The organism is Paludibacterium denitrificans (genome assembly GCF_009707705.1).
Classification (GTDB): Bacteria; Pseudomonadota; Gammaproteobacteria; order Burkholderiales; family Chromobacteriaceae; genus Paludibacterium_A; species Paludibacterium_A denitrificans.
The window spans coordinates 552,254-575,385 of sequence record NZ_WLYX01000001.1; the positions used below are offsets into that span (position 1 = coordinate 552,254).

The window sequence follows — 23,132 nt, forward strand, 5'->3', positions numbered from 1 at the left end:
AACCGCTCACAATAAAAAGCCCACCCTGAGAAATCAGGGTGGGCTTAATGCTTTAGCTAAAACTCAAAGGGTTAGAACGAGACGCGCAAGCTGGTCGCACCATACTCATTCTTGCCTTTGGCCAGTTCACTGCTCACGCCGCCATAAATGTAAGCTTGCTTACCTACTTTGGCTGTGGCACTCAACTTGGTCTGAACAAAGTTTCGGCCAACATGCGGAGCTACCGTTGTGAAATCAAGGCCCGTCATCGAGTTCTGGATTTCCGGTCGCGTCAGGCTACCGCTATCGTTACCCACCGCTACCGAATATTGGTAGGTAAAGGCAGCTTTCAACGGATCTTGCTGCAGCGACTTACCTGCCAGACCCACCATGCTGCGCACGCCAGTGGCGTTGTAGCTGTCCAGCGAAAGTGCCGATGGCGACGAGGAACCTTCATTCACAGAATCACGCTTGCTGTTCTGCCAGATGATTTTCGCAAACGGCTGGATCACACCACTACCGATCGCCAAAGGCAGATGCACGCCCAGACTAGCCAGACTGTTCGATCCATTGGTACTGGTCGACAAACCGCCGGTCAGACGCAATGGGTCGGAGCGCCGAGGTCGTCCAGTCTGCCGCACCGTAAGACAGCATGCCGTCCAAATAGACACGACCAAGAGAGTGAGTGCCGTAGAAGAACAACATGTTCTCCTTCAGCTTGCCAGAACCCACCTCTTGCGCCACATCCGTTTCGGCATGTGACATACCAAAACCAAAGCGGCTTTGACTGGTCGTGTAGGCATCCACACCAACCGTAAACTGAGAGCGGTTGGCCTTATAGCCAGAGGAGTAACTATCGGCATCAACTTGCTGGTGATCCACGTTGGTATCAAACCAGATGTTGCGAGCAGGAGCGACATCCGTTCCCAAGGCACCAGCTTGATCCTGCAGCAGATGGCTGTTTACGGCATCTTGCACCGCACGCGATGCAGCCGGAGCCGTAGCGGCCATGGCGGCATGCACCTCACCAGCCATACCGCGACCAGCGGCCTTGAGTTGCTCAGCATTCAACCCCGCCAACACATACAGCGCATCACTTTGCTGCTGCGTGTCCGTGCCATTGATTTGCCCGGCGAGAATGCTATCCAGCGCACCACCAAACTGACTGGCATTCTGGTTGGTACCACCAAAATAACGGGCATAAGACGTCGGTGTCAGGCGCAGATCAATGCTGTTGCTGCCAAACTCATTGTAGAAGGCAACCAATTGCGTGTTAGCCGACAAGCCGGACGATGGCTGCACCAAGCTGGAGAAGCGACCAACAATGCCACCTTGGGCCGATACGATACGGAACGAATTCCCCAGCACCGGCGTAAAGTCGTTATTGGCACTACTACCCGGAATCAACGGATCAAACGTAATGCCCCGCAGAATCGGCATCAGGGTACCGTTTGCAATAAACTGGCTGGAAGCACCGGAGATCAGCAAGCGAGAATAATTACCTGCCCCCGTGCCAGTACCGGTCCCATCAATATCTTCCTGATAGGTACTACCACTGGTCATCGTGACCGTCCCGGTGGAATACAACGTACCCGGCGAGTTACCCGGAGCCAACGTACCACTCACCGTCGTGCCACCGTTGATCAAACCAGTACCACGCAGCATCGCGCCAGCATCAACCGTTACCGTACTGGTCAAATCACCGTTTGCCCGCAAGGTACCTTCCAGAACGCAAGTACCGTTGGCCGTGGTTGCAGAACCGGTCATGTTCAACGTACCGTCACCCGTCTTGTTGAAGCAACCGTTACTACCGCCCACATTGGCGATGGTGCCGCCAAGCGTTGCGGTTGTACCCGCATCAACGTTGACGGTGGAATTACCCATCACCGCCACTTGCTGATTGGTATTCAGAGTAGACAACGTCTCCAGCGTGCCACCATTCAGCACAATCAGACCCGTACCCAGCGATGCGCCATTGTCAATCTGTACAGTACCGTCATTAATAGTGGTGAGGCCATCAAAGGTATTGTGCGCACCACTCACTTCCAACGTACCGCCACCCGACTTGATCAACGCCCCCGAACCGGAAATTTCGCCACCAACCGTGAGGTTCTTGGCCGAGTCGACAATGATCTGGCTGGTCGAACCGGTCAGGAAGGTAATAGACTTATCAGTTGTGAAGCTATCGGTAGTATGCAAAGTCCCGCCATTCAGCGTAACGCCACTGCCAGTCCCCCCAGGTTCTGATCCGGGCCACTTCCAGTGTCCCGCCATTGATGGTAGTGCCACCGGTATAAGTATTTGCCCCGGTCAGCACCGCAGTCCCAGCGTTGACAACCAAGCCACCATCACCAGAAATGGTCCCGGCAAATGTTCCGGCTGCATTGTTCAAGGCCAGAGAATGACCATCCAGCACCAGTGAGCCGGAGCCAGTCAGCCCAGCAACAGAAGAGTTCGACTGAACAGTCAACGTCCCGTTATCCACCACGGCAGAGTTGGCCAAACTACCATTACCAGTCAGGTTCAGCGTTGCACCGGTATTCACGTTGGTTGCGCCGGTGTAGGTGTTGGTGCCCGACAGGGTTTCCGTGCCGCCCGTCAGGGTCAAGCCACCGGTGCCGCTCACGGTCTTAAGCAAAGTTGCCGCCGTTACCAATGGTCAGGATGCGGTTGTTCAGCGCCACGCTACCGGTGTTGGCACCGTTGAATTGGCTGACCGCATCATCGGCCCCCAGCGTCAGCGTGCCGTCAACCGTCAGGTTGGTCGCACTGCTCAGACCACCGTCTGTGTCGTTCAGGGTCGCGCCGCTGGCGATGGTGACGATCTGGCTGGCCAAACTATCACTACCACCGTTCAAATTCAGCGTTGCACCGGTATTCACGTTGGTTGCGCCGGTGTAGGTGTTGGTGCCCGACAGGGTTTCCGTGCCGCCCGTCAGGGTCAGGCCACCGGTGCCGCTCACGGTGCTTAAGCAAAGTTGCCGCCGTTACCAATGGTCAGGATGCGGTTGTTCAGCGCCACGCTACCGGTGTTGGCACCGTTGAATTGGCTGACCGCATCATCGGCCCCCAGCGTCAGCGTGCCGTCAACCGTCAGGTTGGTCGCACTGCTCAGACCACCGTCTGTGTCGTTCAGGGTCGCGCCGCTGGCGATGGTGACGATCTGGCTGGCCAAACTATCACTACCACCGTTCAAATTCAGCGTTGCACCGGTATTCACGTTGGTTGCGCCGGTGTAGGTGTTGGTGCCCGACAGGGTTTCCGTGCCGCCCGTCAGGGTCAGGCCACCGGTGCCGCTTACGGTACCGGCAAAGCTGCCGCCGTTACCAATCGTCAGGGTGTGGTTGTTCAGCGCCACGCTACCGGTGTTGGCACCGTTGAATTGGCTGACCGCGTCATCCGCGCCCAGCGTCAGCGTGCCGTTCGCCGTCAGGTTGGTCGCACTGCTCAGACCACCGTTAGTGTCGTTCAGGGTCGCGCCGCTGGCGACGGTGACGGTCTGGCTGGACAAGGAACCGTCCAGGTTCAGGGTGCCGCCGGTGACGTTGGTTGCGCCAGTGTAGGTGTTGGTGCCCGACAGGGTTTCCGTGCCGCCCGTCAGGGTCAGGCCACCGGTGCCGCTCACGGTGCCAAAGTTGCCGCCGTTACCAATGGTCAGGATGCGGTTGTTCAGCGCCACGCTACCGGTGTTGGCACCGTTGAATTGGCTGACCGCATCATCGGCCCCCAGCGTCAGCGTGCCGTCAACCGTCAGGTTGGTCGCACTGCTCAGACCACCGTCTGTGTCGTTCAGGGTCGCGCCGCTGGCGATGGTGACGATCTGGCTGGCCAAACTATCACTACCACCGTTCAAATTCAGCGTTGCACCGGTATTCACGTTGGTTGCGCCGGTGTAGGTGTTGGTGCCCGACAGGGTTTCCGTGCCGCCCGTCAGGGTCAGGCCACCGGTGCCGCTTACGGTACCGGCAAAGCTGCCGCCGTTACCAATCGTCAGGGTGTGGTTGTTCAGCGCCACGCTACCGGTGTTGGCACCGTTGAATTGGCTGACCGCGTCGTCCGCGCCCAGCGTCAGCGTGCCGTTCGCCGTCAGGTTGGTCGCACTGCTCAGACCACCGTTAGTGTCGTTCAGGGTCGCGCCGCTGGCGACGGTGACGGTCTGGCTGGACAAGGAACCGTCCAGGTTCAGGGTGCCGCCGGTGACGTTGGTTGCGCCAGTGTAGGTGTTGGCACCCGACAGGGTTTCCGTGCCGCCCGTCAGGGTCAGGCCACCGGTGCCGCTAAGAACGCCAGAGAAGGTATCTGCCGCATTGGTAAGCGTTAAGGTGTTACTACCCAGAACAACGCCGCCACTACCGGCAAGAGACTGGATACTGCTACCACCGTTGTTGGCTCCTGAAATATCCAAGACACCATTTGCGGTCACTTTGCTGGAATCAGCGATTGAGCCCGCACCAGCAAGCTTCAACGTTGCATCACTATCAATCGTTGTTGAACCGGTATAGGTATTATCACCAGTGAATGTAACGGAGCCACCAGCGCCACTATTCGAAATGGTGATAGAACCGGTCTGCCCAGATGCATCGGACAACACACCAGAGAAAACCGATGATTGGCCATTCTGATCAATAGTGCTGGACGCCCCATGGGCTGCATCGTTGATCGTGAAATCTTGTGCCACGGTAGGGCTGTTTACAGCCAACGTACCGCCTTCAAATACCGGGTTAACGGTGGAGCCTAGATCGGCTGAGGAGAAACTGGATTGGCTGGTATCAATATTACTGGTAGTCGGCGCTTGCGTAGATGAGCCTGCATTGGCAGGAACCGAATTCAAGGCAACCGTGCCACTATACATGGTACCACCAGCCCACAATACATCACCTTGGGCAGTACCATAAATGCGGACTGTATCAAAGAAATTGGTGTCATTGATTGCACCAATAAAAGTATAAGTGCCACTACCATTTTGTTCAGGCACATCCGATTTTTGTGTCGCAGTGCCGATGAGCTGGGCCGTATCCCATGTGGTCGTTCCGCCAGCAGTAGTACCAAACTGGATATACAACGACGAGTTGTAGCAACACGTTCCCCAATCGCCTAGCTGCAAACCGAACGAGTTAAGCTGGGTTCCGCCAAACGAGAAGGTCAAACCAGTACCGACAGAATCGGTACTGGAGGCTGTCATGTTGATACTCTCCCCTGTAGTACCGCCTGCAGCGATTAGGCTAGGGTCATTCGACAGATAAGTTGTATCAATGCTACGAGAGACCCCGTTGGTTGCCGTAATCGTTACATTACCAACAGTCCGAGGATGTGCCAGCGCTGAGGCCGGAGAGTGCGATGTTAGTAAAGTCAGAGGTCCCACCATTGGCATAACTATTAACAGTATTTTGGAGATACTGCTCTCCCAGCGTGAAACTTTGGAAATACACCACCGGTGTAGCATAAGAAAATGCCGATAAACCCCAGAAACAGCCTGTAGAAATTAATGCTGCAGCAATCTTACTTGCCGCCAATTTTAAACTTTTCGCACCACCAATGGCACCACTCTTTAAAGAGACGGCATCATTCATGGTTTCGCCAGAGCCGGATTTCCCTGCGCTATTAGTGGTTTCCGCAACGGCAACAAGCTTTTCGTGTCGCTTACTCCAGACCAATCGGTAGATATGGTTCATATTTCTATTTCCCCCTTTTAGCGTATCTCTAGCCAGCCAATTTGATAGCAAACACTAAAAAATTTTATGTATAATCAATAATTCAATATCTTCACGTCAATCCAACATTTCTTACAAAATCTAACATTTAACAAAAACTTATCTATAAATGCTTTAATTTAAATAAATATTTATTTATGGTAAACACCAAACATCCCAAAGACATCACATCTATTAAAAATAAATGACAATTTATAAACTTACTAATCCATTAAATTTCAACATAAAAAAAATAATATTTTTTTCAGAAGAAAAATATGCAACTATAAAACAACTAATATTCATCGCATTATCAATTATTCTTTTAAATCAATACTCAATAGCACAAACAATAATAACGAGCAAAGGGAAAATAAACTTAGGTAACAGCTGGGAAATGCTATATGACCCACAAGGATTGATGACATTAGAAGAAATTGAAAAACCAGAAATAAAAAATAAATTTATCGCACAAAAAAGCGCCCCTTCACTTGGCTATCGTACTGGAGCGACATGGCTACGGTTCAATGTCCTCCGTCCCAAGAATACTTCTGCAGAATGGTGGCTAGAATTACAATCTCCAATGCTGGATGAAGCCACACTCTACTTTCCAGAAAACAACGGAACATACATAAAAAAAACCATAGGCGACCAAGCAACTTGGAAGCAAAGAGACTTAGATTATAGAAATCCAGTATTTCGCCTAGTCTTACCTGAAAACACGCCGACAAAATTTTATGTTCGTGTAAGAGGAAAAAACAACCTAGCAATAGGACTTACCCTATGGAGCCCTATTTCATTTGTCTCAGCATTAACAAAGGAACAATTAGGGTTTGGTACTTTTTTTGCAATCAATCTTGTGTTGATTCTCATTAACATATGGTTTTTTCAGGCCACAAAGGATAGGTCTTATGCGCTACTATCCTTATTCACCATTACAAATCTAATAACAACACTTGGATCAGAAGGATATCTCTACCAATATATACTGCGCGACCAGCCGGATAAAAATGAATTTATAATGATGCTTGCGATGTTATTGGGGCCACCAACAGGTGCCATGTTCCAATTTAGCTACATGCGGCTCTCTCAACGCCCCGAAAAAAAATGGACAAAAACGATTATCGGGATGACATGGGCTGTTGCACTACTCTCCTTATTCCTTCTATTTGGAATGGACCAACAATGGGTGCGCCCCTTCTATCAAGGATGGACCTTTCTATGCTTGGTAGGTCTACTGCTATTTGTGTTGAAATTAGCCTACAAAGGAAGTCCTGAAGCGAGAATAATGCTGTATGCAATGCTTACGTTCTGGATTGGAGTAAGTTTACGTATCGGCCGAAACTTGGGAATACTGCCTCCCGGCTACATCACAGACAACGCCTATTACATAGGCATGGCTGTTTATCTTCTGGTTTTGAACTATGCAGTAACACGCCAGATTCAGCGAATACAGAAAGAAAAACAGCTGGCAAAAATTGAGGCACTTGAAAGTGCCAAACGTGTTGAACGAGAATTGGAAGACAGGGTCGTGCAACGCACGAGAGAACTACAGAATGCAATGGAACAAGTTGAAGCGTCATTAAAACTAGAACGCCGGGCAAAAATTGAACAACAAGATTTTTTTGCCACCGTTTCTCATGAGCTAAGAACCCCTCTGGCAGTTATTGACATAACCGCTCAGAACCTTGAATTTGATGCAAATAATGTTGATGAAGAGACTCGAGGACGTTTCAGAAAAATACTAAAATCTACAGAGCGTCTATCTCTGTTACTTGACGACTATCTGAATGAGCACAGATTTGCTTTATTAAGACATGGCACTAATCTGGCGCCTTGCAATTTACGCCATCTATTAAAAGATGCAGCCAGTTCTGCAGAAATATTGACCGATGGCCATGTTTTCGAGATTGAAGCAGAAGATTTACCTGAAAACTTTATTTGTGATCAAGATTTAACAAAATTAGTTCTGCGTAGCTTGGCTGATAATGCAGTCAAATACACACCGCCCGGCAGCACCATTCGATTCAATGGGCAACAAGTAAAAAATGGCATTAAACTTAATGTAATCGATTCAGGGCAAGGTATTGAGAAAGAATTATTAGAAAAAATTTTTGAACCTTACTTCCGTGCATCTAATGACCAGCGACAACCGGGAACAGGTTTAGGACTGGCGTTAGCCAGAAGAATGATTGAAGTGCAAAGAGGTACGCTAACCGTAACCAGCACACCGGGAGAGGGCTGCTGTTTTAGTATCTTTTTACCGAGTATTTCAGAATAAATAAGGGACTCACAATGGTGCAATGGCGGCACCGAAGCTGTAACCATTGCCATACTCGGTTTTTAGTGGAAGATCTTCACCCGAAATATCACGCCAGCGCCGACGTAGTCGGCTGATAAGGGTATCCTTAAGCGCTCATCAAAGTCCAGCCAGTTATGGCCAAGAGCCTCGACTAAAGTACGGCGTGTGATGAGTGCACCTTGGTTTTTACAAAATAGTTCAAATAACACCATTTCTTGAACTGAAAGGCCACAGTTATAACCTTCAGGACTAACGAGCCGACGTTGCCGTGTATCCAGTTGCCACCCCAAGCCAATGCGCCGAGAAAGTGCATCGACAATGGCCGCAACCTCCAATAGACGGAACGGTTTCACTAGATAATGATCAGCGCCGCCATACAGCCCATCTAATTTATCCTGAGTGGCGTTACGTGCTGTCAACATGATGATTCCGGCACGAGCAGAGTACTGCCGCATCTGTTTTGCGGCATCAAATCCGCTGCCATCTGGCAACATGACATCAAGAATAGCGATATTCGCTTGGGGAATAAGAGGCAGAAACTCAGCCAAAGTGCCCGCTTGTAGCACATGGTGACCAAGCTTGCACAGGAACTTTGCCAGTTCTTCTCTTAATGCTGCCTCATCTTCAAGCAATACAATTTGAGTCACGGCCGTATATTAAATTAATAATTATAGATTATAGACAATACCTTTTAATATAAAACAAATATTCATTTTAAAACTAACATTTTCTTACATTAAACAGATCAGAATCTTTTACTAGACGCGCTAACTAAGAGCAGAACAAAGTATCAAACATCTCAAGATCAGGTCAGCCTAGTCAGGCCAATCACAGGGCAGGATTGCCTACAGGGGACGGGACAGTCCATGTCGATGCGACGAGAGCTTGGCTGTTCTCACCTCCGGTCAGGATAAAGCAGGCGTCGTAATCCGTTATGCATTGCTTATCCGATAGCATATATTCATAGTATTCGGTGCTTCGTGTTGATCCGGGATACAACAATGAAAAAGCCAGTTCGAGGCAGTTCTTTGCAACTGTTCCTGACGGGATTGATTACCCTCTTGGTGCTTCTGACGGCTTTTTCGCTAGGGTATTTCTATGATCGCGCCATGCAACGGCAATTGATCAGCGCACAACACCAACTGTTCAATTACGCCAGTAATCAGGTTGCGGCCAATATCCGTGAAAATGGCGCACGGGCTGAAGTCATCACCGACCTGATAGCACACTCCGGGCTGGCATCCGCCCATAGCGATGTACAACGCGCCATCTTCATCCCGCAACTGGTGGCAACACTGCAAGCCAACCCCGCATTGCAAGCCGTGTATATGGGCTATGACAATGGTGATTTCTTTCTTGTACGTCGTTTGGACGCTGCAGCCAAACAAGCCCTGTCCGACGCCCCCCCGCTGTCAATCTGGGTGGTGCAGTACGCACATCAGCAACCAAATGGTCAGACGCTGCAACGTTTCGAGTTCCTGAGTTCTACGCTGGAAAATGTCGGACAGTGGCACACCGATGTGCACTATGACCCGCGGCAGCGGCCCCGGTATCAGGCGGCCAACCACGCTAACGCACCGATTCAGACACCGCCCTATACCTTTGCCACCACGCGGCAGCCGGGCGTCACCTATGCCCGCAAGGGCAAGAGTAACGGAGGCATTGCTGGCGCCGACGTGCTACTGATTACCGCCAGCCGGTACTGACCAGCAACCGCCCCAGCCAACACGCGCAACTAGCGTTGGTGGACGCTACGCATAACACACTCCTGAGCACCATCAGCCAGATTGCTTAAGCAAATCGCCAGCACCACTATCCCGTTTGGACTCGCCACCATTAGCCGCGCTGGGGCAGGCCCGGTTGCCGGGCAGTCAGCCACCCGCCACGGTTACGGTAGCCGGTGAACAGTGGCACGTATCCGCCTCACAACTACGCAAAGCCAGCGATGGCCGGGGACTTTATCTGGCGATGGTGATGCCGGATGCCGAGTTGTTGGCCGAAAGCCGGGCTATCGCCCGACAGGCGGCGTGGGGGTTTAGCCATCATCCTGCTGCTGATGCTGCCATTGGGTTGGCTGCTGGCCCGGTTCCTGATCAAGCCGATCCAGCAACTGGTACTGGCATCCGAACGCATCCGGTCGATGGACTTTACCCACGCCCCCTTGCCACACACGCAGGTGCGAGAGTTGAACGACCTGATCGATGCCTCCGAAAGCATGAAAGTCACCATCCGTGACTTCATCGGGCTGGTAAGCTTAAGATCATTTCGGAAAACGCTCTGGAACCACTCCTCAAGATGGTGCTTGAAACAACGATGCGCGCACTGTCCGCCGAACGTGGCGGCTTATGGCTCCACGATGGCAAACAACTGTCGCCATCAGCCAGCCATGATCAAGATGGTAAAGCCCTGACCTTGGGTCCGCTGGCACTGGATAACAGCCCTGGTTCGAGACTCTCTCGCCAGCGTTGGTGCCCCGCTGCAGTTGACGCTATCTGCCGATCAAACGCCTCCTGCCATCCACGCGTTATTGATACATGAGCACACCGTACTCACCCTGTTGCCACTACAGTTAGAATCCAAAGAACTGCTGGGGCTACTGGTGCTTTCCTCCGAATCGACGAGTGAAACCGCCGCCCAAATCCACCGCCTCAGCTATATGAAGGCTTTGGCAAGTTTTGCGGCAATTGCCATTGATAACCGGCGACTGGTTGCCGCCCAGCAAGCGTTGATGAATGCGTTGGTGGAACTGATCGCAGGTGCCATTGATGCCAAGTCCCCCTACACCGGCGGGCATTGCCAGCGCGTACCGGAAATCGCCCAGGCACTGGCAGAAGCCGCCCACCAGGCGACTGAAGGACCATTCGCAAATTTCACCCTCAGCCCGAGTGACCGCGAAGCGCTCTACATCGCCAGTTGGTTGCATGACTGCGGCAAGGTCACCACGCCGGAGTACGTGGTCGACAAACCAACCAAGCTGCAAACGCTCTACGACCGTCTGCACGAAATCCGCATGCGTTTTGAAGTGCTCAAGCGCGATGCCGACATTGTCTACTGGCGAGGGATGGCGGCAGGTGGCGATGCCAGCGTACTGGCCGTGGAACGCGATGCACTGAAGGCCCAACTGGATGATGATTTCCGCTTTGTTGCCCGCTGTAATCAAGGCGGGGAGTTCATGCGTGATGAGGATCTGGAGCGGCTGCGCCAGATTGCGGAACGGCAATGGACACGTACACTGAATGACCGTATCGGACTTGGGCCAATGGAGCGCATACGCCTGAGTAAGCTACCGGCCCCCACGTTGCCGGTACAGGAACCCCTGCTGGCCGACAAGCCAGAACATTGCATTGCCCGCAGACCCGGCGATCATATCCCCGCCAATAACCGCTGGGGCTTCAACATGAAAGAACCGGAATTACTGCAAAACCTTGGCGAACTATATAACCTGTCGATCCGGCGCGGTACTTTGACCGACGAGGAACGTTACATCATTAACGAACACATTACCGAAACTATCAAGATGCTCACGGCGCTGCCGTTCCCACAACACCGGCACAGGTACCGGAGATTGCCGGTGGTCACCACGAGCGCATGGATGGCAAGGGTTACCCGCGTGGGCTGAAAGGCAGTGACATGAGTATCATGGCTCGCATCATGGCCATCGCCGATGTGTTCGAAGCTCTCACCGCCTCCGATCGCCCTTATAAACCGGCCAAGACCTTGTCGGAGGCACTAGCCATCATGCAATACATGGTGGCTGATCAGCATCTGGATGGTGAACTGTTCCAGCTGTTTCTGCAGTCCGGCTTATGGCATAGCTATAGCGCCTTACACCTGAGTCCGGAACAGCGGGACGTTGACGATATTGCAGGGTTTCTCGACACAAAGCCCGGGCCGACCAAACATTGAGCGCTGAACCAATAGCAACCAACACGAGAAGGATGGATGAGTAGTCATCCCGATACGCGCCAAAACTTTCTGGCAAGCACACACACCCTGCGCAATATCCGCCGCGACTTCTGCGAATGGCATTTGGGACGACCACGTTTTGCCATCTGGGCCATTGACGTCGATGTCCCGGCTGTACGCCAACACGTCGCCGCAGCCGAACAGCATCTTGCTGGCTTGTTGCTGGATGGCTATCGGCGTCAGCCCCATATCACCTTGGGTATTTGTGGCTTTCTCAGTCATCAGCCACGCCGGGAAGACGATTTTGTCCCCGCCACGTTCGGGCAACATATTGAGGCCTTGCAACGCGCCCGGCTGCCGCCTTTCGAAATTGAAATCGGGCAGTTGTGCAGCTTTTCATCGGCTCCGTTTTTTCACATTAGTGACCCAAACGGGCACATCACCACGCTGCACAACTGCCCGGCACCCCACTCAGCGCAGAACCCTCCTTACATCCCGCATGTCACGGTTGGTTTGTATGCGGAGCGTTGGCCTAGCCTCGCCGTGAGCAAAAAACTGGATAGTTTTACTTGCCCTGAGGTTTCCCGCTGCGTGGTCCAGCGCGTCAGCCTGATGTCTTACCAGTCGGCCGACATCGGTGGGCCGTTAACTACCCTTGCCGATTACCATCTGGGCCAGGCTAGCCTCGACTGGCATGAAGCGCCCCTCTTTTGAATCAGACGGCCAGCCAGCTTGGCGCTAAGGGATATGGCACGTCACGGCGGGAAGTAATCGTCGCGATCAGGCTGTAAATTCGTCCGCCAGCATCCACACGGCAGTCAATGCCAGCAAACAGGCCATCACTACGTTAAACGCACGCAACGCCCAAGCTTGCTGTAGCCAATGGCGCAGTCGATCACCACCAAATGCCCAGACCAGAATACACGGGAAATTTACCACCGCAGACATCAAGGCCAGCATGAACACCGAGGTTGTAGAAGGTTGGCCGGGCATGAACAGGATGGCACTGTTGATGACCATCACCCAGACTTTAGGATTGACCCACTGGAACAACGCAGCGGCCAGAAATCCCATCGGCTTGGCTACCTCACGCGACTCCGGCGCCGAGGCTTTCAGCAGCTTCCATGACAACCAGAACAGGTAGCAACAGCCGATCACCGCCAGCCAGACCCGTATTCCCTCCAGCGAAGACACCACCAGCGACATCAGCAAAGCGGAAATAAACAACTGCAACGCACAGCCACTGCTGATCCCCAGCAAGTGCGGCAGTGTGCGGCGCAAACCAAAGTTAACCCCGGAGGTCGCCAGCATGATGTTGTTGGGGCCGGGAGTGATCGACATCACGGCAAAATACGTGGCAAAGGTGACAGGTTCCAACATGGCAGCATTCCGTTTCAAAAGGACAGGCTTCATGCTATCGTGCTGACCATAACGGTTACAGAACCAGAAAACTGTTATTGTCATGGTTGCAATTTAGTTTTTTGGCAAACTGTCACCATTTTTTCTCCCGGAACTGTACCCTCAGGAACGCTAGCCGATGAGCCTGCTTACCCGCTACCAGCTACTGGCCAATGATCTGGCCGAGGCCATTGCCCACGGCAGCCTTGGCGGCAGCCGGTTGCCGTCCATTCGCGCGGCAGCCATGCAACATCAGGTCAGCCTCAATACCGTCACGGCGGCTTATCGCTTGCTGGAAGATCGCGGGCTGGTCGAAGCGCGGCCGCAATCCGGCTATTACGTCAAAAGTGCGCTGCCAACACCGCAAACGCCGCTGCGCGATGCCCCCGGCACGCTTAAGCTACCGCCAGCCGCACCATCCGTGATCTGGTCGCCATCGTTCTCGAAGCTCAGCAACGCAATGACCATATAGATTTGGCACTGGCTATCCCGCATGGGCAGATGTTCTACCACGGCGAAAAACTGGGAAGGCTGACGGCCTCACTACTGCGGCGTACGCCCGACATGCTGTCGCACTATGCACTGCCCCCTGGTTCACTCCTATTGCGCGAGCAGATTGCGCGGCGTGCCTTGCAACTGGGCATGAAACTGGCGCCCGACGACATTCTGCTGACACATGGCGCCATGGAAGCGCTGCAATTGGCGCTACGGGCGGTGACCAAGGCGGGAGATACCGTAGGCGTGGAATCGCCGTCATATTTCAACCTCTATCCGCTGCTGGCAAGCCTGGGGCTGAACGTGCTGGAAATTCCAACCCATCCACAGCATGGGCTGTCGCTGGATGCGCTGGAGTTACTGCTGCAAGAACAGCGACTGGCCGCGGTGATCGCCATGCCGACAGTGCATAACCCACTGGGTTGCACCATGCCGCTGGAAGCCAAAAAACGTCTGGCCAAACTGGTTAATCACTACCGGGTGCCACTGATTGAGGACGCCCTGTATGCCGAGCTACAGTTCACCGATGCGCCCTCCTCTAACCGTCAGGTCGTTCGACACCGACGGCTGGGTCATGGTGTGCGCCAGCTACACCAAAACCTTGGCGCCCGACTACCGCATCGGCTGGCTGGAAGCCGGACGCTTTGGCGAAACGGTACGCCAGTTGAAATTTGCCTCCAGCATTGCCGAGTCGACGCTGCTTTCCGAAGCGGTGGGGCAATTTCTGGCCAATGGCGGTTACGACCACCATCTGCGCACGCTACGCCGCCGCTATGCCCAACAGGTGGACACCGTGCGTGGCCTGATCGCCCGCCACTTTCCTGCCGGAACACGCGCCACGCAGCCGACGGGCGGCTTTCTGTTGTGGCTGGAGTTGCCGCAGGGCGTGGATACACTGGCGCTGTTTCATGCTGCTTTGGCGGAACGCATTGTGATCATGCCGGGTTCGCTGTATTCCAGCAGTGCGCGCTACGCACATTGCCTGCGGATTTCGTGCTGTCACGAGATGAATGCGCGCTTTAGCAACGCGCTGATCCGACTGGGTGAGTTGGCCAAGATTCAGGCTGGAAAGGCGCAGGAGTTATTGCCCACGGCGTGAAGAGCGCCGATGCACCGGCACCCTCGGCATGCCGCCAGCGAGTGAGAGACAGGTTGGCCGAAACCTCTGTCGGCAAGAATACACACCACACTGGCTGACATATCCATACCAGCAATACGTGGCGGCATCAGGCGAGATGGTAGTTGAGCCAGTAGGCTTCGCGGCAGGCATTATCGAAGCTCTTGTGCGCTTGTATCGCAAGCGCAGGCGGCTGCTCCATCACTTCGTAGCTGATCCAGCATTCGGCACAGGCCAGCTCGCTCGGAAACTGGTCCCGCTCGATCTGGCGCCGGATGACCACGCCGTTGCTGAAACGGTAGACAGTATCTTCCTGCACCACCTCGAATCCCTGATCGAGCCAACGCTCGGTCGCCACCGCCTGTTCGGTGATGGTAACGGCAACCGGCCGACCGTGAACGGCCCCGACATAGGTAGCAAGTTTATTCATTTTGCAGTGGTCTTCGGCATCGCAACGCCATCCTCCGGTGGACACGATTCCAAGTCCGGTCAATGACGGGTGACATGCTGGTAAGGGTATGCCTAGAAAAAAACCGGCCGGATGTTCCGGGCCGGTTCACTTGGTTGTCAAACAGCTGGCGGCGAATGTTTAACCACACGCACCTACGTGACCACACGCGGTACAAAATTCGCAACCATCCTTTTTGATCAGGGCATGGTTACCGCATTCCGGGCAGGGTTTGCTTAGCGACCGGCTTCATCGTTACGCTGGTTTCGGCCTCAAACAGATCGGCCTGTTCCGGCACCATCACCCCCATATCCTCCAGCGGCACCCCTTCTTCGGTCAGCACGCCGAGCATGGCATAACGGTGGATCAGCAAACGCGCCATATAGGCCACGGTGGATGGCCAGCTTTGTGATTTGTCGCTGCCCGGCGTACGGGCAAAGAAATCACCTTGCGGTTCGGCATAGGTCAGCAGTTTGCGTAATTTCATGCCGATCCAGGCCGGGTCGATCACGCGCATGTCGAGCGACAGCATTTTGCACAGGCCGTCCAGCTCGCGTGGATAGGCGCTTACCAGCCACAGCGAGTAAGGCCGCCGCTTGCCGTTGGGCAACACCAGCTCTTTGACGAACAGCACGAAATCATCACCGGTTTGCGGATTGAGCACATCCACCGACCAGCTCATGGTGCCATCGGTACCGGACTTGGGTTCCTTGCGGGAAAACAGGGCATCCATCACCGGCGTGGGGGCGCCGGGCAAGCCTTCCAGTGCGCCCAGTTGCTCGACACGATGGTGCACCACCTGCCCCAGCGCGGCGGAAGCCGAGGTGGCATATACCGTTTTTTCGCCCAGTTCAAAACGATAGCGTTTATCACCGTTGGTGTGCGCCAGTGCGTCCAGTTTGGCGGCCAGCCGGGCATGATCGCGGCAACGCATGTCCATGGACAGAGTTTTGGCAATGGCACCCAACCCACGCTGTTCTTCCGTGGCGTTGACCCAGCATTCGAACGGCGTTTTGCGGCCGTTTTCCACGTGCCCGACCACCACGGCAAAGTCGCCGGCATCGCCTTCCACCATGTAAGTCCGGGAAGGATTGCCTTCTTTCAGCTTGGGCCGGTTTGGCCATTTCAGGCTGGCCAGCGCCGGGCTGGGCGCGGTATTGAGGGTAATGCGGCGATCCGGGTCGCCGTCCTGACTGGCAGACAGGTCTTGCGGGGCTTCTTTCGCCGGTTCCACCGACAGCACCGAGCCGATCACATTATTGGGGCGATAGGTGGTGATGCCCTTCAGCCCGTTACGCCAGGCTTCCAGATACAACGATTCAAAATCGGCAAACGGGTAATCGGTGCTAGACGTTGACGGTTTTGGAAATGGCGGTGTCGATAAACGGTGCCACGGCCGCCACCATGCGCATGTGATCGAGCGCACTCATTTCCAGCGCACTGACAAAATACTCTGGCAGGTTAGCGGTATCGCCGCCTTGCAGGCGGTAGAGCCGGTAGGCGTGGTCTTCCACCAGATAGTCTTGCGTGCTGCCATCGGCCATGCGTTTCTTGCGGGTATAGAACCAGCTGAACGGCGGTTCGATGCCATTGGAGGCATTATCGGCAAAGGCCAGCGAGATGGTGCCGGTCGGCGCGATAGACAGCAGGTGCGAGTTGCGGATGCCGTGCTTGCGGATGCGCGCCTTGATGGCTTCCGGCAAGCGGCTGGCACAGTGCGGCTCGGCCAGATACGCCTCGGCATCAAATAACGGGAACGGGCCCTTTTCGATCGCCAGATCCACCGAGGCATCATAGGCGGCGTTGCGCATGGTTTCGGCCAACCTGGCGGCGAAACGACGGCCTTCTTCGCTGTCGTAGCGGATTTTCAGCATGATCAGTGCATCGCCAAGGCCGGTGAAACCCAACCCGACGCGGCGCTTGTTCTGCGCTTCCTGCTCTTGCTCCTTGAGCGGCCACACCGTCAGGTCCAGCACGTTATCCAGCATGCGGATGGAGGTACGCACCACCTGCTCAAACGACTTGAAATCAAAGCTCGGCTTATCGCCAAACGGTTGTTGCACGAAGCGGGCCAGGTTCACCGAGCCCAGATCGCAGCAGCCATAGTCCGGCAGCGGCTGCTCGCCACACGGGTTGGTGGATTCGATCACTTCGCAATACGACAGGTTGTTATCGCGGTTGATCTTGGACATGAACAGCACGCCCGGTTCGGCATGGTCATAGGTGGACTCCATGATCTGCCGCCACAACGCGCGGGCTTAAACCTTGCGATACACCCACAGGCCATCGTCGCGCTGGTAACTTTCCGGAAAGGCGTCGCTGGCGGGGGCAACTTCGTGGGTCAGCTCCCAATCGGCCTCGGCTTCCACCGCCTGCATGAAGGCATCGGACACGCCAACCGAAATGTTGAAGTTGCGTAAATCGCCCTGGTCTTTGGCGTGGATGAACGCCTCGATATCCGGATGGCTGACATCCAGCACGCCCATCTGAGCGCCACGACGGGCGCCGGATTCCACGGTTTCGCAACTGCGATCGAACACGCGCATGTAGGACACCGGGCCAGAGGCGCGGCTATCCGTCCCTTTCACCCGCGCGCCGCGCGGACGAATCCGGCTGAAGTTGTAGCCCACACCACCGCCACGGCGCATGGTTTCAGCTGCTTGCAACAACGCCTGATAGATACCAACCTTGCCGTTCTCGCTCTCGGAAACCGAATCCGCCACCGGCTGGACAAAGCAGTTGATCAACGTCGCCCGCAAGTCAGTCCCGGCGGCGGAATTGATGCGTCCACCGGGAATGAAACCGTGATCCAGTGCGTGGAAAAACTGCTGCTCGAAGCGGGCGGGATCGTTTTCGCGGGCGGCCAGCGCGCGGGCCACCCGCTGACGGACCTGGGTAACAGTCTGCTCGTCTCCTTTGGCGTATTTTTCCAGCAGTACCTCCCGCGAAATGTCCTGCTCGGCCATGGCGGCGACGTTTTCCTGTTTCATCCTGTTACCTTTCCTCCCGGATCACGGCTTGGGCGCTCGGCAACGGGCGGCACGGCCATGACACAATATATAGAAAATCAAGATACCAATAAAACACCATGTAGTGCATTCTGCGCCCAAGCGGCTGCGAGCGGCAAGCACCGGTGGCGGCTTAACGGGTGGCCAGTTTGACCTCCAGAGGCACGCCATCCTGTCCTGCCTTGGCCTTTACCGGCGGCAACACGCTGATGCGTTCGGCCAACGTGTTGTCGGCACGCAACAGTACGCGTTTGGCATTTTCGGCGCGGGCATGGGCCAACGCTTGCAAGGCCGTGTTGTCCACGCCTTCTTTTGCCAGCATCTCGTCATGCAAGGCACGGGCCGTGGCGGCACCCGACGGCGCACGCGGGTTCAGCGTCCAGGTCATCAAGCGCATACGCCCGACACGTTGGCCGAACACGGTTTTCACCGCGGCCTGGATGGCTGGGTCGGCCAGATCAGGTACTGGCAACGGCTCATCGGCAGCGACGCCACGGCTTACCACCTGCAAGATGGCCCGGTCGATACGTGCCCGCGCCAGTTCCTTGCTGTCCACCACCGGGTCAAAACCACCGGCCAATTGCAGCAGCATCTTGGGACGCTTGGCCATGACTCCGGCGACCTTGTCGAGTTTTTCCCGCTCCGGTGGCGATACGGCCGCTTCACCGGCAATGAAGCGGATGTCATCAAAGCCTTCGCCACCAAACAACGCGCCCAGCGCACGGAACGGCGCGGTCACGACCTTGGTGATGATATTGGTGAAAGCGTGCCAGATCACCTTGCCATAGCTGAAGTGCGGATCATCCAGATTGCCGCTCACCGGCAGTTCCAGATCGATACGGCCATCGCTGTCTTCCAGCAGTGCCACCGCCAGCCGTAGCGGCAAGTGCGGCCCTTTGTAATCGGGAATTTCATCGCCCAGCTGGATGGTATCGATGACGACGCGGTTCTGCCCCTTGAGTTGGCGCTGTTGCAACAGATAGCGCAAATCCACGGTCAGACGGCCGTCGTTGATCTTCCAGCCTAAAAAAGTCATCGAGTACGGATTGAGGCTGTTGAGCGGGATATTGCGGAACGCCAGCGTGATGTCGGTGTCGTCGGTGACCGCAAGCGGAGCCAGCGAACCGCGCACGCGGACATCGCCATAGCGGTCGACATCGCCATCCAGCGTGACGGTGCCACGCCTACCGGGCAACGAGGACAGCCCCTGAATCGAGCCGCGCAGCCGATGCATGTGCGTGGCGAAATTGGGGTTCATGCCCAGATCGGCAAATTCCACATTCCCGCCTTGCACGCGCACCGTCCGCACGTTGACCGGCACGGTATGGCCCGGCGTGCTCTGGCGGACTGGCGCCACGGCAGCGGGCGGTGCAGTCACCGGCGTCGTAGCCGTTTTGACGACAGCGGCCGCAGGCTTACTGCTGGCTGCGGACTTACCGGAAAACAGCTTGACCACGTTAAGTTGGCGCTGCGCGTCGAGGATCAGGCGTGCGGACGGGTCGATCAGGCGCACTTCGCGTACCGCCACGTTGAGCGGTTGTCCCTGCACCGCCAGCCCGTTTACTGCCAGTTGGCGCCAGCCCAGCAGCGGCTTGCGCTGGCCGGGTTCCTGCAATTTGAAACGGTTGATACCGGCCTGCCCGTTCACCTGCCAGTTACGGGCCGAAGCAGCCACCGCAAGGTTGGCCGAAAGTGTGCCATCGCTCAATTTGAGCGGCGTTGTGGCCAAGGCATACGGCGCCACCGGTGACAATGGCACCCCGGCGGCCGTCACCCGGCCTTGCACGGCCGCCTTGGCCAGATCGAGCGCCAGTTGGGCCGACAACGTGCCGCTCCCCAGCTTACTGCTCACCGCCAATTGCGCTTACTGATGCTCGGGTACTTCCAGCGTGGCAGACACCGCTTCCAGCGCCAGTTTTACCGGCTGGGCCGGGCTGGCGTCGTTCCATTGCAGGCGACTGTCGGTCAATTCCAGCGGCGGATAATGTAGTTTCCACGCCGGTGCAGCCTTGGCGTTACCCACTGCTTTGGCGACGGCAGGCCGTACCGCACCAGCCGGTTGCAACAACTGTTGCAGATTGATGCGTCCCTGACGGTTGCGTTCGGCCAACACCTCCAGCCCGCTCAGGCTCAGTTTGCCCGGTTGCAACGTGTGCTGTTGCAGGCTGAACTGGCTGGCCGCAAGATGCGCCTGCTGCAAGGTCACCACCGGTTTGGCATGCTGCGCGCCCAGTTGCCAATCGGCCAGCGCCACCGTTACGTCTTTCAGCTGCAAACCGGTTTTCGGCGTCAGGGCCATCTGTGCGGTCAGCAACGGCAAGCGGCCATTGACCTGCAACGGTTGGGCAAAGCCATGGTCGGTATAGTCCAGCGCCCAGTTCTCCAGCCGCAGGCTGGGCAGCTGTACCGACCAGGGCGCGGCCGGGGTTGCCGCAGGACTGGGGGCTGTCGGCTTGCTTGGCGGCAAGGCGGCCTGCCAGTCAATCAGGCCGTTGGACTGCCGTTGCAGCGCAATCTGCGCACCGCTTAACGTTACCTGCCCCAGATTGACTGCATGGCGTTGCAGATCGAAATGGCCATTGTTGAGCGCCAACTGAGGCAGGCGAATCACACTGCCGCTGCTCGGCGCCGTCAGTTGCAAGTGATTGAGCTTGGCGGCAAACGGTGCCACCGTCAGCTGCGCCTGCTTGCCGCTCAGGTCAAACTGGTAGCGCGCCTGTAAGGCCAGCTCGCCCTTGGGCGGTGCCACGGCAAATTGCGGTTTGACATAATCCCAGATGCTGGCCAGCCGAAAACCACGTACCCGCGCTTCGCCACTCGATTGCAGCGGTTGCAGGCGCAGCGAGCCTTTCCAGTCGAACTGTGCGCCATCGGCCAGAACGGCATGCAGCGTGTAGGCACCGTTTTCCGGCAGGGTGGACAGGTCGGTCAGCCGGAAATTGACCGGCGACAGGTTGAAACGCTCATGCGCGCCACCCAATTGGTCCGACAGCTGCACCTGCCCTTGCTGGATGGCAAATTCCTGAACCAGCAGTTTGGGCAGCTCGCTTTTCTTGCTTAAGCTTCCGGCTTGGCCGGGCCACTGGCATCGGCGACAAAACGCGCCCAGTTCCACTGGCCCTGACGGTTGCGCTCCACCCACAGTTGCGGGGCCTCCAGACGGAACTCGGACAACTGCCAGCGCCCCAGCAACAAGGCGGAAGGATCGGCATTGACCAGCACCCGCCGCGCCGCAAACAGCGGCTGGCCATTGCCTTCGCTCAGACGGAGATTGTTGATCTCCAGCTCCATGCTCCATGGTCGGAGATGGATATCGCCCACCACCAGCTGGCGGCCAATGCCCTGCGCCCATTGGCTGGCGGCATTCTTGGCCAGCCCCGGCGCCACACCGGCCAGCAAGCCCCAGCTGATACCCACCAGCAAGGCGCTGCCGCCCAGCCAATAAGGCCAGCGGGCAGCGCGCGACGGCGGAACGGTAGACGGCGGCGGAACGACAGGTTCGGTCATGGCGGGCATCTTTATTATTGGTTAGCTGGCTATTCTAAACCCAAAGCCGGGCGCGTTTATGCTCGTTGTTGCGGCTTTCTCCGCCGAGGTTTCACGCGGGCGTCAAGCTAATAATGGTATGCTGGCCGCGCCTCGTACAACCTCCGTTTCAACATGCATACACCACCACGCTGGCACTGGGATCTGTTCTGTACCGTCATCGACAATTACGGCGATATCGGCGTCGCCCGGCGGCTGGCACGCTTAGCTGACACAGGGGTTCGGCCAACATGTGCGCCTGTGGGTGGATGATCTGGCCAGCTTCGGCCAACTATTGCCACAGCTGGACCCGGCGGCCGAGCAACAACAGCAGGATGACATCACCATCTGCCACTGGCGGCGCGATGCGTTTCCGGCCGACGTGGTGCCGGGCGACGTGGTGATCGAAGCCTTTGGCTGCGAGTTGCCGGACAGTTTCCAAGAAGCCATGGCCACGCAGCCACGCCCGCCGGTGTGGATCAATCTGGAATATCTGTCGGCGGAAGAATGGGTGGAAGGCTGCCACGGCTTGCCCTCGCCGCACCCTCGCCTGCCATTGACCAAATACTTCTTTTTCCCCGGTCTGGGCGCACAAACCGGCGGCCTGCTGTGCGAAGCCGGGCTACCGGCGCAACGCCAGCAGTGGCAACGCGACGCCCTTGCCCAGCGCGCGTACTGGCAAACCTTCAACCTGCCACCGGCGCAACCCGGCGAATGGCGTGTCAGCCTGTTTGCCTATGAAAACCCGGCCGCCACCGAGCTGCTGGCGCTGTGGGCGCTGGGCGATCGGCCGATAACCTGTCTGGTACCGGTGGGCAAGGTGCTGCCGGATGTGGCCAAGGTATTCGGCCAACCTTTGCAGGTCGGCCAGCGGCTGACGCAAGGCAACCTGACCGTGCAGGTACTGCCGATGACCGATCAGGCCAGCTATGACTTGCTGCTGTGGTCCTGTGATATCAATTTCGTGCGGGGCGAGGACAGCTTCGTGCGGGCGCAATGGGCGGCCCGGCCGTTTGTCTGGCATATCTATCCGCAACAGGAAGATGCCCATCTACTCAAGCTTGATGCGTTTCTGTCACACTACACCGCGCCGCTCAGCCCGGACGCCAGCCGAGGCCATCCACGCACTGAGCCATGCCCGGAACCGCGGACAGGGCATGGCCGCCGCCCGGCAAGCCGCGCAGCCACATTTGCCGGAATGGCTGACACACAGCCAACTTTGGATGGATAAACAACTGGCGTCGGGGGACTTGGGGACACGGCT

21 protein-coding genes and 3 pseudogenes are annotated in these 23,132 nt (G+C 56.1%); 11 read left to right on the plus strand and 13 right to left on the minus strand.

What is annotated here, in order from left to right:
• Window positions 1-71: 71 nt before the first annotated feature.
• The 6 genes from GKE73_RS22415 to GKE73_RS03885 form a co-directional block, all read right to left on the minus strand.
• Complete coding sequence (locus GKE73_RS22415) at window positions 72-566, minus strand: autotransporter outer membrane beta-barrel domain-containing protein (RefSeq protein ID WP_280954743.1); 495 nt, start codon at window positions 564-566, stop codon at window positions 72-74.
• The gene (locus GKE73_RS03865) at window positions 529-2,178 is read right to left on the minus strand and encodes an autotransporter domain-containing protein (protein ID WP_280954744.1); all 1,650 of its coding nucleotides are present in this window, start codon (window positions 2,176-2,178) and stop codon (window positions 529-531) included. The genes GKE73_RS22415 and GKE73_RS03865 overlap by 38 nt, the downstream gene beginning before the upstream one ends.
• On the minus strand, window positions 2,162-2,617 hold the full coding sequence (locus GKE73_RS03870; RefSeq protein WP_230369174.1) for an autotransporter-associated beta strand repeat-containing protein: 456 nt from the start codon (window positions 2,615-2,617) through the stop codon (window positions 2,162-2,164). Before GKE73_RS03870 ends, GKE73_RS03865 begins: the two co-directional genes overlap by 17 nt.
• Window positions 2,610-2,942 carry a hypothetical protein gene (locus tag GKE73_RS03875; RefSeq protein WP_230369175.1) on the minus strand — a complete coding sequence of 111 codons (333 nt, stop codon included), beginning with the start codon at window positions 2,940-2,942 and terminating at the stop codon, window positions 2,610-2,612. The genes GKE73_RS03870 and GKE73_RS03875 overlap by 8 nt, the downstream gene beginning before the upstream one ends.
• A gap of 5 nt (window positions 2,943-2,947) precedes the next feature.
• Complete coding sequence (locus tag GKE73_RS03880; RefSeq protein ID WP_230369176.1) at window positions 2,948-5,161, minus strand: beta strand repeat-containing protein; 2,214 nt, start codon at window positions 5,159-5,161, stop codon at window positions 2,948-2,950.
• Window positions 5,162-5,270: 109 nt separating this feature from the next.
• Complete coding sequence (locus GKE73_RS03885; RefSeq protein WP_230369177.1) at window positions 5,271-5,651, minus strand: ESPR domain-containing protein; 381 nt, start codon at window positions 5,649-5,651, stop codon at window positions 5,271-5,273.
• Window positions 5,652-5,874: 223 nt separating this feature from the next.
• Here GKE73_RS03885 and GKE73_RS03890 point away from each other — a divergent pair, with 223 nt between their 5' ends.
• Window positions 5,875-7,950 carry a sensor histidine kinase gene (locus GKE73_RS03890; RefSeq protein ID WP_230369178.1) on the plus strand — a complete coding sequence of 692 codons (2,076 nt, stop codon included), beginning with the start codon at window positions 5,875-5,877 and terminating at the stop codon, window positions 7,948-7,950.
• A 62-nt stretch (window positions 7,951-8,012) separates the two neighbouring features.
• On the opposite strand, the gene GKE73_RS03895 is transcribed toward GKE73_RS03890, so the two are convergent.
• Window positions 8,013-8,618 carry a response regulator transcription factor gene (locus GKE73_RS03895; RefSeq protein WP_230369179.1) on the minus strand — a complete coding sequence of 202 codons (606 nt, stop codon included), beginning with the start codon at window positions 8,616-8,618 and terminating at the stop codon, window positions 8,013-8,015.
• Between the two features lie 354 nt (window positions 8,619-8,972).
• Here GKE73_RS03895 and GKE73_RS03900 point away from each other — a divergent pair, with 354 nt between their 5' ends.
• The 5 genes from GKE73_RS03900 (at window position 8,973) to GKE73_RS03920 (ending at window position 12,591) form a co-directional block, all read left to right on the plus strand.
• On the plus strand, window positions 8,973-9,677 hold the full coding sequence (locus tag GKE73_RS03900) for a PDC sensor domain-containing protein (RefSeq protein WP_230369180.1): 705 nt from the start codon (window positions 8,973-8,975) through the stop codon (window positions 9,675-9,677).
• Window positions 9,678-10,027: 350 nt separating this feature from the next.
• A complete protein-coding gene (locus GKE73_RS03905; RefSeq protein WP_230369181.1) occupies window positions 10,028-10,381 on the plus strand; it encodes a hypothetical protein in 354 nt (117 codons plus the stop codon).
• Between the two features lie 72 nt (window positions 10,382-10,453).
• Window positions 10,454-11,590 (plus strand): HD domain-containing phosphohydrolase, encoded by a 1,137-nt coding sequence (locus tag GKE73_RS22420; protein WP_280954745.1) that lies wholly within the window; start codon window positions 10,454-10,456, stop codon window positions 11,588-11,590.
• A complete protein-coding gene (locus tag GKE73_RS03915; RefSeq protein ID WP_280954746.1) occupies window positions 11,560-11,877 on the plus strand; it encodes an HD-GYP domain-containing protein in 318 nt (105 codons plus the stop codon). Before GKE73_RS22420 ends, GKE73_RS03915 begins: the two co-directional genes overlap by 31 nt.
• Before the next feature lie 36 nt (window positions 11,878-11,913).
• Window positions 11,914-12,591, plus strand: a complete 678-nt coding sequence (locus GKE73_RS03920; RefSeq protein ID WP_230369182.1) for a 2'-5' RNA ligase family protein — start codon at window positions 11,914-11,916, stop codon at window positions 12,589-12,591.
• A gap of 66 nt (window positions 12,592-12,657) precedes the next feature.
• Here the strand turns inward: GKE73_RS03920 and GKE73_RS03925 are convergent, their stop codons facing one another.
• Window positions 12,658-13,257 (minus strand): LysE family translocator, encoded by a 600-nt coding sequence (locus GKE73_RS03925; RefSeq protein WP_230369183.1) that lies wholly within the window; start codon window positions 13,255-13,257, stop codon window positions 12,658-12,660.
• Between the two features lie 157 nt (window positions 13,258-13,414).
• On the opposite strand from GKE73_RS03925, the gene GKE73_RS03930 reads away from it, so the two are divergent.
• The 3 genes and pseudogenes from GKE73_RS03930 to GKE73_RS03940 all read left to right on the plus strand — a co-directional run bounded on the left by GKE73_RS03930 (window position 13,415) and on the right by GKE73_RS03940 (window position 14,869).
• Window positions 13,415-13,747: a GntR family transcriptional regulator gene (locus GKE73_RS03930; RefSeq protein WP_230369184.1), complete on the plus strand. Its 333-nt coding sequence runs from the start codon at window positions 13,415-13,417 to the stop codon at window positions 13,745-13,747.
• A 92-nt stretch (window positions 13,748-13,839) separates the two neighbouring features.
• Window positions 13,840-14,241, plus strand: a pseudogene (locus GKE73_RS03935) (aminotransferase class I/II-fold pyridoxal phosphate-dependent enzyme); the annotation flags it as partial.
• Window positions 14,242-14,296: 55 nt separating this feature from the next.
• Window positions 14,297-14,869: an aminotransferase-like domain-containing protein gene (locus tag GKE73_RS03940; protein WP_230371547.1), complete on the plus strand. Its 573-nt coding sequence runs from the start codon at window positions 14,297-14,299 to the stop codon at window positions 14,867-14,869.
• A 127-nt stretch (window positions 14,870-14,996) separates the two neighbouring features.
• Here GKE73_RS03940 and GKE73_RS03945 read toward each other — a convergent pair whose 3' ends face one another.
• The 5 genes and pseudogenes from GKE73_RS03945 to GKE73_RS03970 form a co-directional block, all read right to left on the minus strand.
• Window positions 14,997-15,317 carry a hypothetical protein gene (locus GKE73_RS03945; protein WP_230369185.1) on the minus strand — a complete coding sequence of 107 codons (321 nt, stop codon included), beginning with the start codon at window positions 15,315-15,317 and terminating at the stop codon, window positions 14,997-14,999.
• Window positions 15,318-15,546: 229 nt separating this feature from the next.
• A complete protein-coding gene (locus GKE73_RS03950) occupies window positions 15,547-16,650 on the minus strand; it encodes a hypothetical protein (protein WP_230369186.1) in 1,104 nt (367 codons plus the stop codon).
• Window positions 16,651-16,681: 31 nt separating this feature from the next.
• Window positions 16,682-18,325, minus strand: a pseudogene (locus tag GKE73_RS03955) (adenosylcobalamin-dependent ribonucleoside-diphosphate reductase).
• 151 nt (window positions 18,326-18,476) lie between these two features.
• Window positions 18,477-21,485 (minus strand): annotated as a pseudogene (locus GKE73_RS26445) (DUF748 domain-containing protein).
• Window positions 21,401-21,850: a DUF748 domain-containing protein gene (locus GKE73_RS03970; RefSeq protein ID WP_230369188.1), complete on the minus strand. Its 450-nt coding sequence runs from the start codon at window positions 21,848-21,850 to the stop codon at window positions 21,401-21,403. Before GKE73_RS03970 ends, GKE73_RS26445 begins: the two are co-directional and overlap by 85 nt.
• Window positions 21,851-22,003: 153 nt before the next feature.
• Here GKE73_RS03970 and earP (GKE73_RS22425) point away from each other — a divergent pair, with 153 nt between their 5' ends.
• On the plus strand, window positions 22,004-22,141 hold the full coding sequence (gene earP, locus GKE73_RS22425; RefSeq protein ID WP_280954747.1) for an elongation factor P maturation arginine rhamnosyltransferase EarP: 138 nt from the start codon (window positions 22,004-22,006) through the stop codon (window positions 22,139-22,141).
• Window positions 22,122-23,099, plus strand: coding sequence for an elongation factor P maturation arginine rhamnosyltransferase EarP (gene earP / locus GKE73_RS03975; RefSeq protein WP_312854353.1), 978 nt, complete (start codon window positions 22,122-22,124; stop codon window positions 23,097-23,099). The genes earP (GKE73_RS22425) and earP (GKE73_RS03975) overlap by 20 nt, the downstream gene beginning before the upstream one ends.
• Window positions 23,100-23,132: the final 33 nt, after the last annotated feature.

Bases quoted from the DNA above. Each gene is read 5' to 3' on its own strand.
- GKE73_RS03880 (WP_230369176.1), bottom strand. From the start codon at position 5,161: ATGACAGCCTCCAGTACCGATTCTGTCGGTACTGGTTTGACCTTCTCG.
- GKE73_RS03885 (WP_230369177.1), bottom strand. From the start codon at position 5,651: ATGAACCATATCTACCGATTGGTCTGGAGTAAGCGACACGAAAAGCTT.
- GKE73_RS03890 (WP_230369178.1), top strand. From the start codon at position 5,875: ATGACAATTTATAAACTTACTAATCCATTAAATTTCAACATAAAAAAA.
- GKE73_RS03900 (WP_230369180.1), top strand. From the start codon at position 8,973: ATGAAAAAGCCAGTTCGAGGCAGTTCTTTGCAACTGTTCCTGACGGGA.
- GKE73_RS03905 (WP_230369181.1), top strand. From the start codon at position 10,028: ATGCTGCCATTGGGTTGGCTGCTGGCCCGGTTCCTGATCAAGCCGATC.
- GKE73_RS03915 (WP_280954746.1), top strand. From the start codon at position 11,560: ATGGATGGCAAGGGTTACCCGCGTGGGCTGAAAGGCAGTGACATGAGT.
- GKE73_RS03920 (WP_230369182.1), top strand. From the start codon at position 11,914: ATGAGTAGTCATCCCGATACGCGCCAAAACTTTCTGGCAAGCACACAC.
- GKE73_RS03925 (WP_230369183.1), bottom strand. From the start codon at position 13,257: ATGTTGGAACCTGTCACCTTTGCCACGTATTTTGCCGTGATGTCGATC.
- GKE73_RS03930 (WP_230369184.1), top strand. From the start codon at position 13,415: ATGAGCCTGCTTACCCGCTACCAGCTACTGGCCAATGATCTGGCCGAG.
- GKE73_RS03940 (WP_230371547.1), top strand. From the start codon at position 14,297: ATGCGCCCTCCTCTAACCGTCAGGTCGTTCGACACCGACGGCTGGGTC.
- GKE73_RS03945 (WP_230369185.1), bottom strand. From the start codon at position 15,317: ATGAATAAACTTGCTACCTATGTCGGGGCCGTTCACGGTCGGCCGGTT.
- GKE73_RS03970 (WP_230369188.1), bottom strand. From the start codon at position 21,850: ATGACCGAACCTGTCGTTCCGCCGCCGTCTACCGTTCCGCCGTCGCGC.
- earP (WP_280954747.1), top strand. From the start codon at position 22,004: ATGCATACACCACCACGCTGGCACTGGGATCTGTTCTGTACCGTCATC.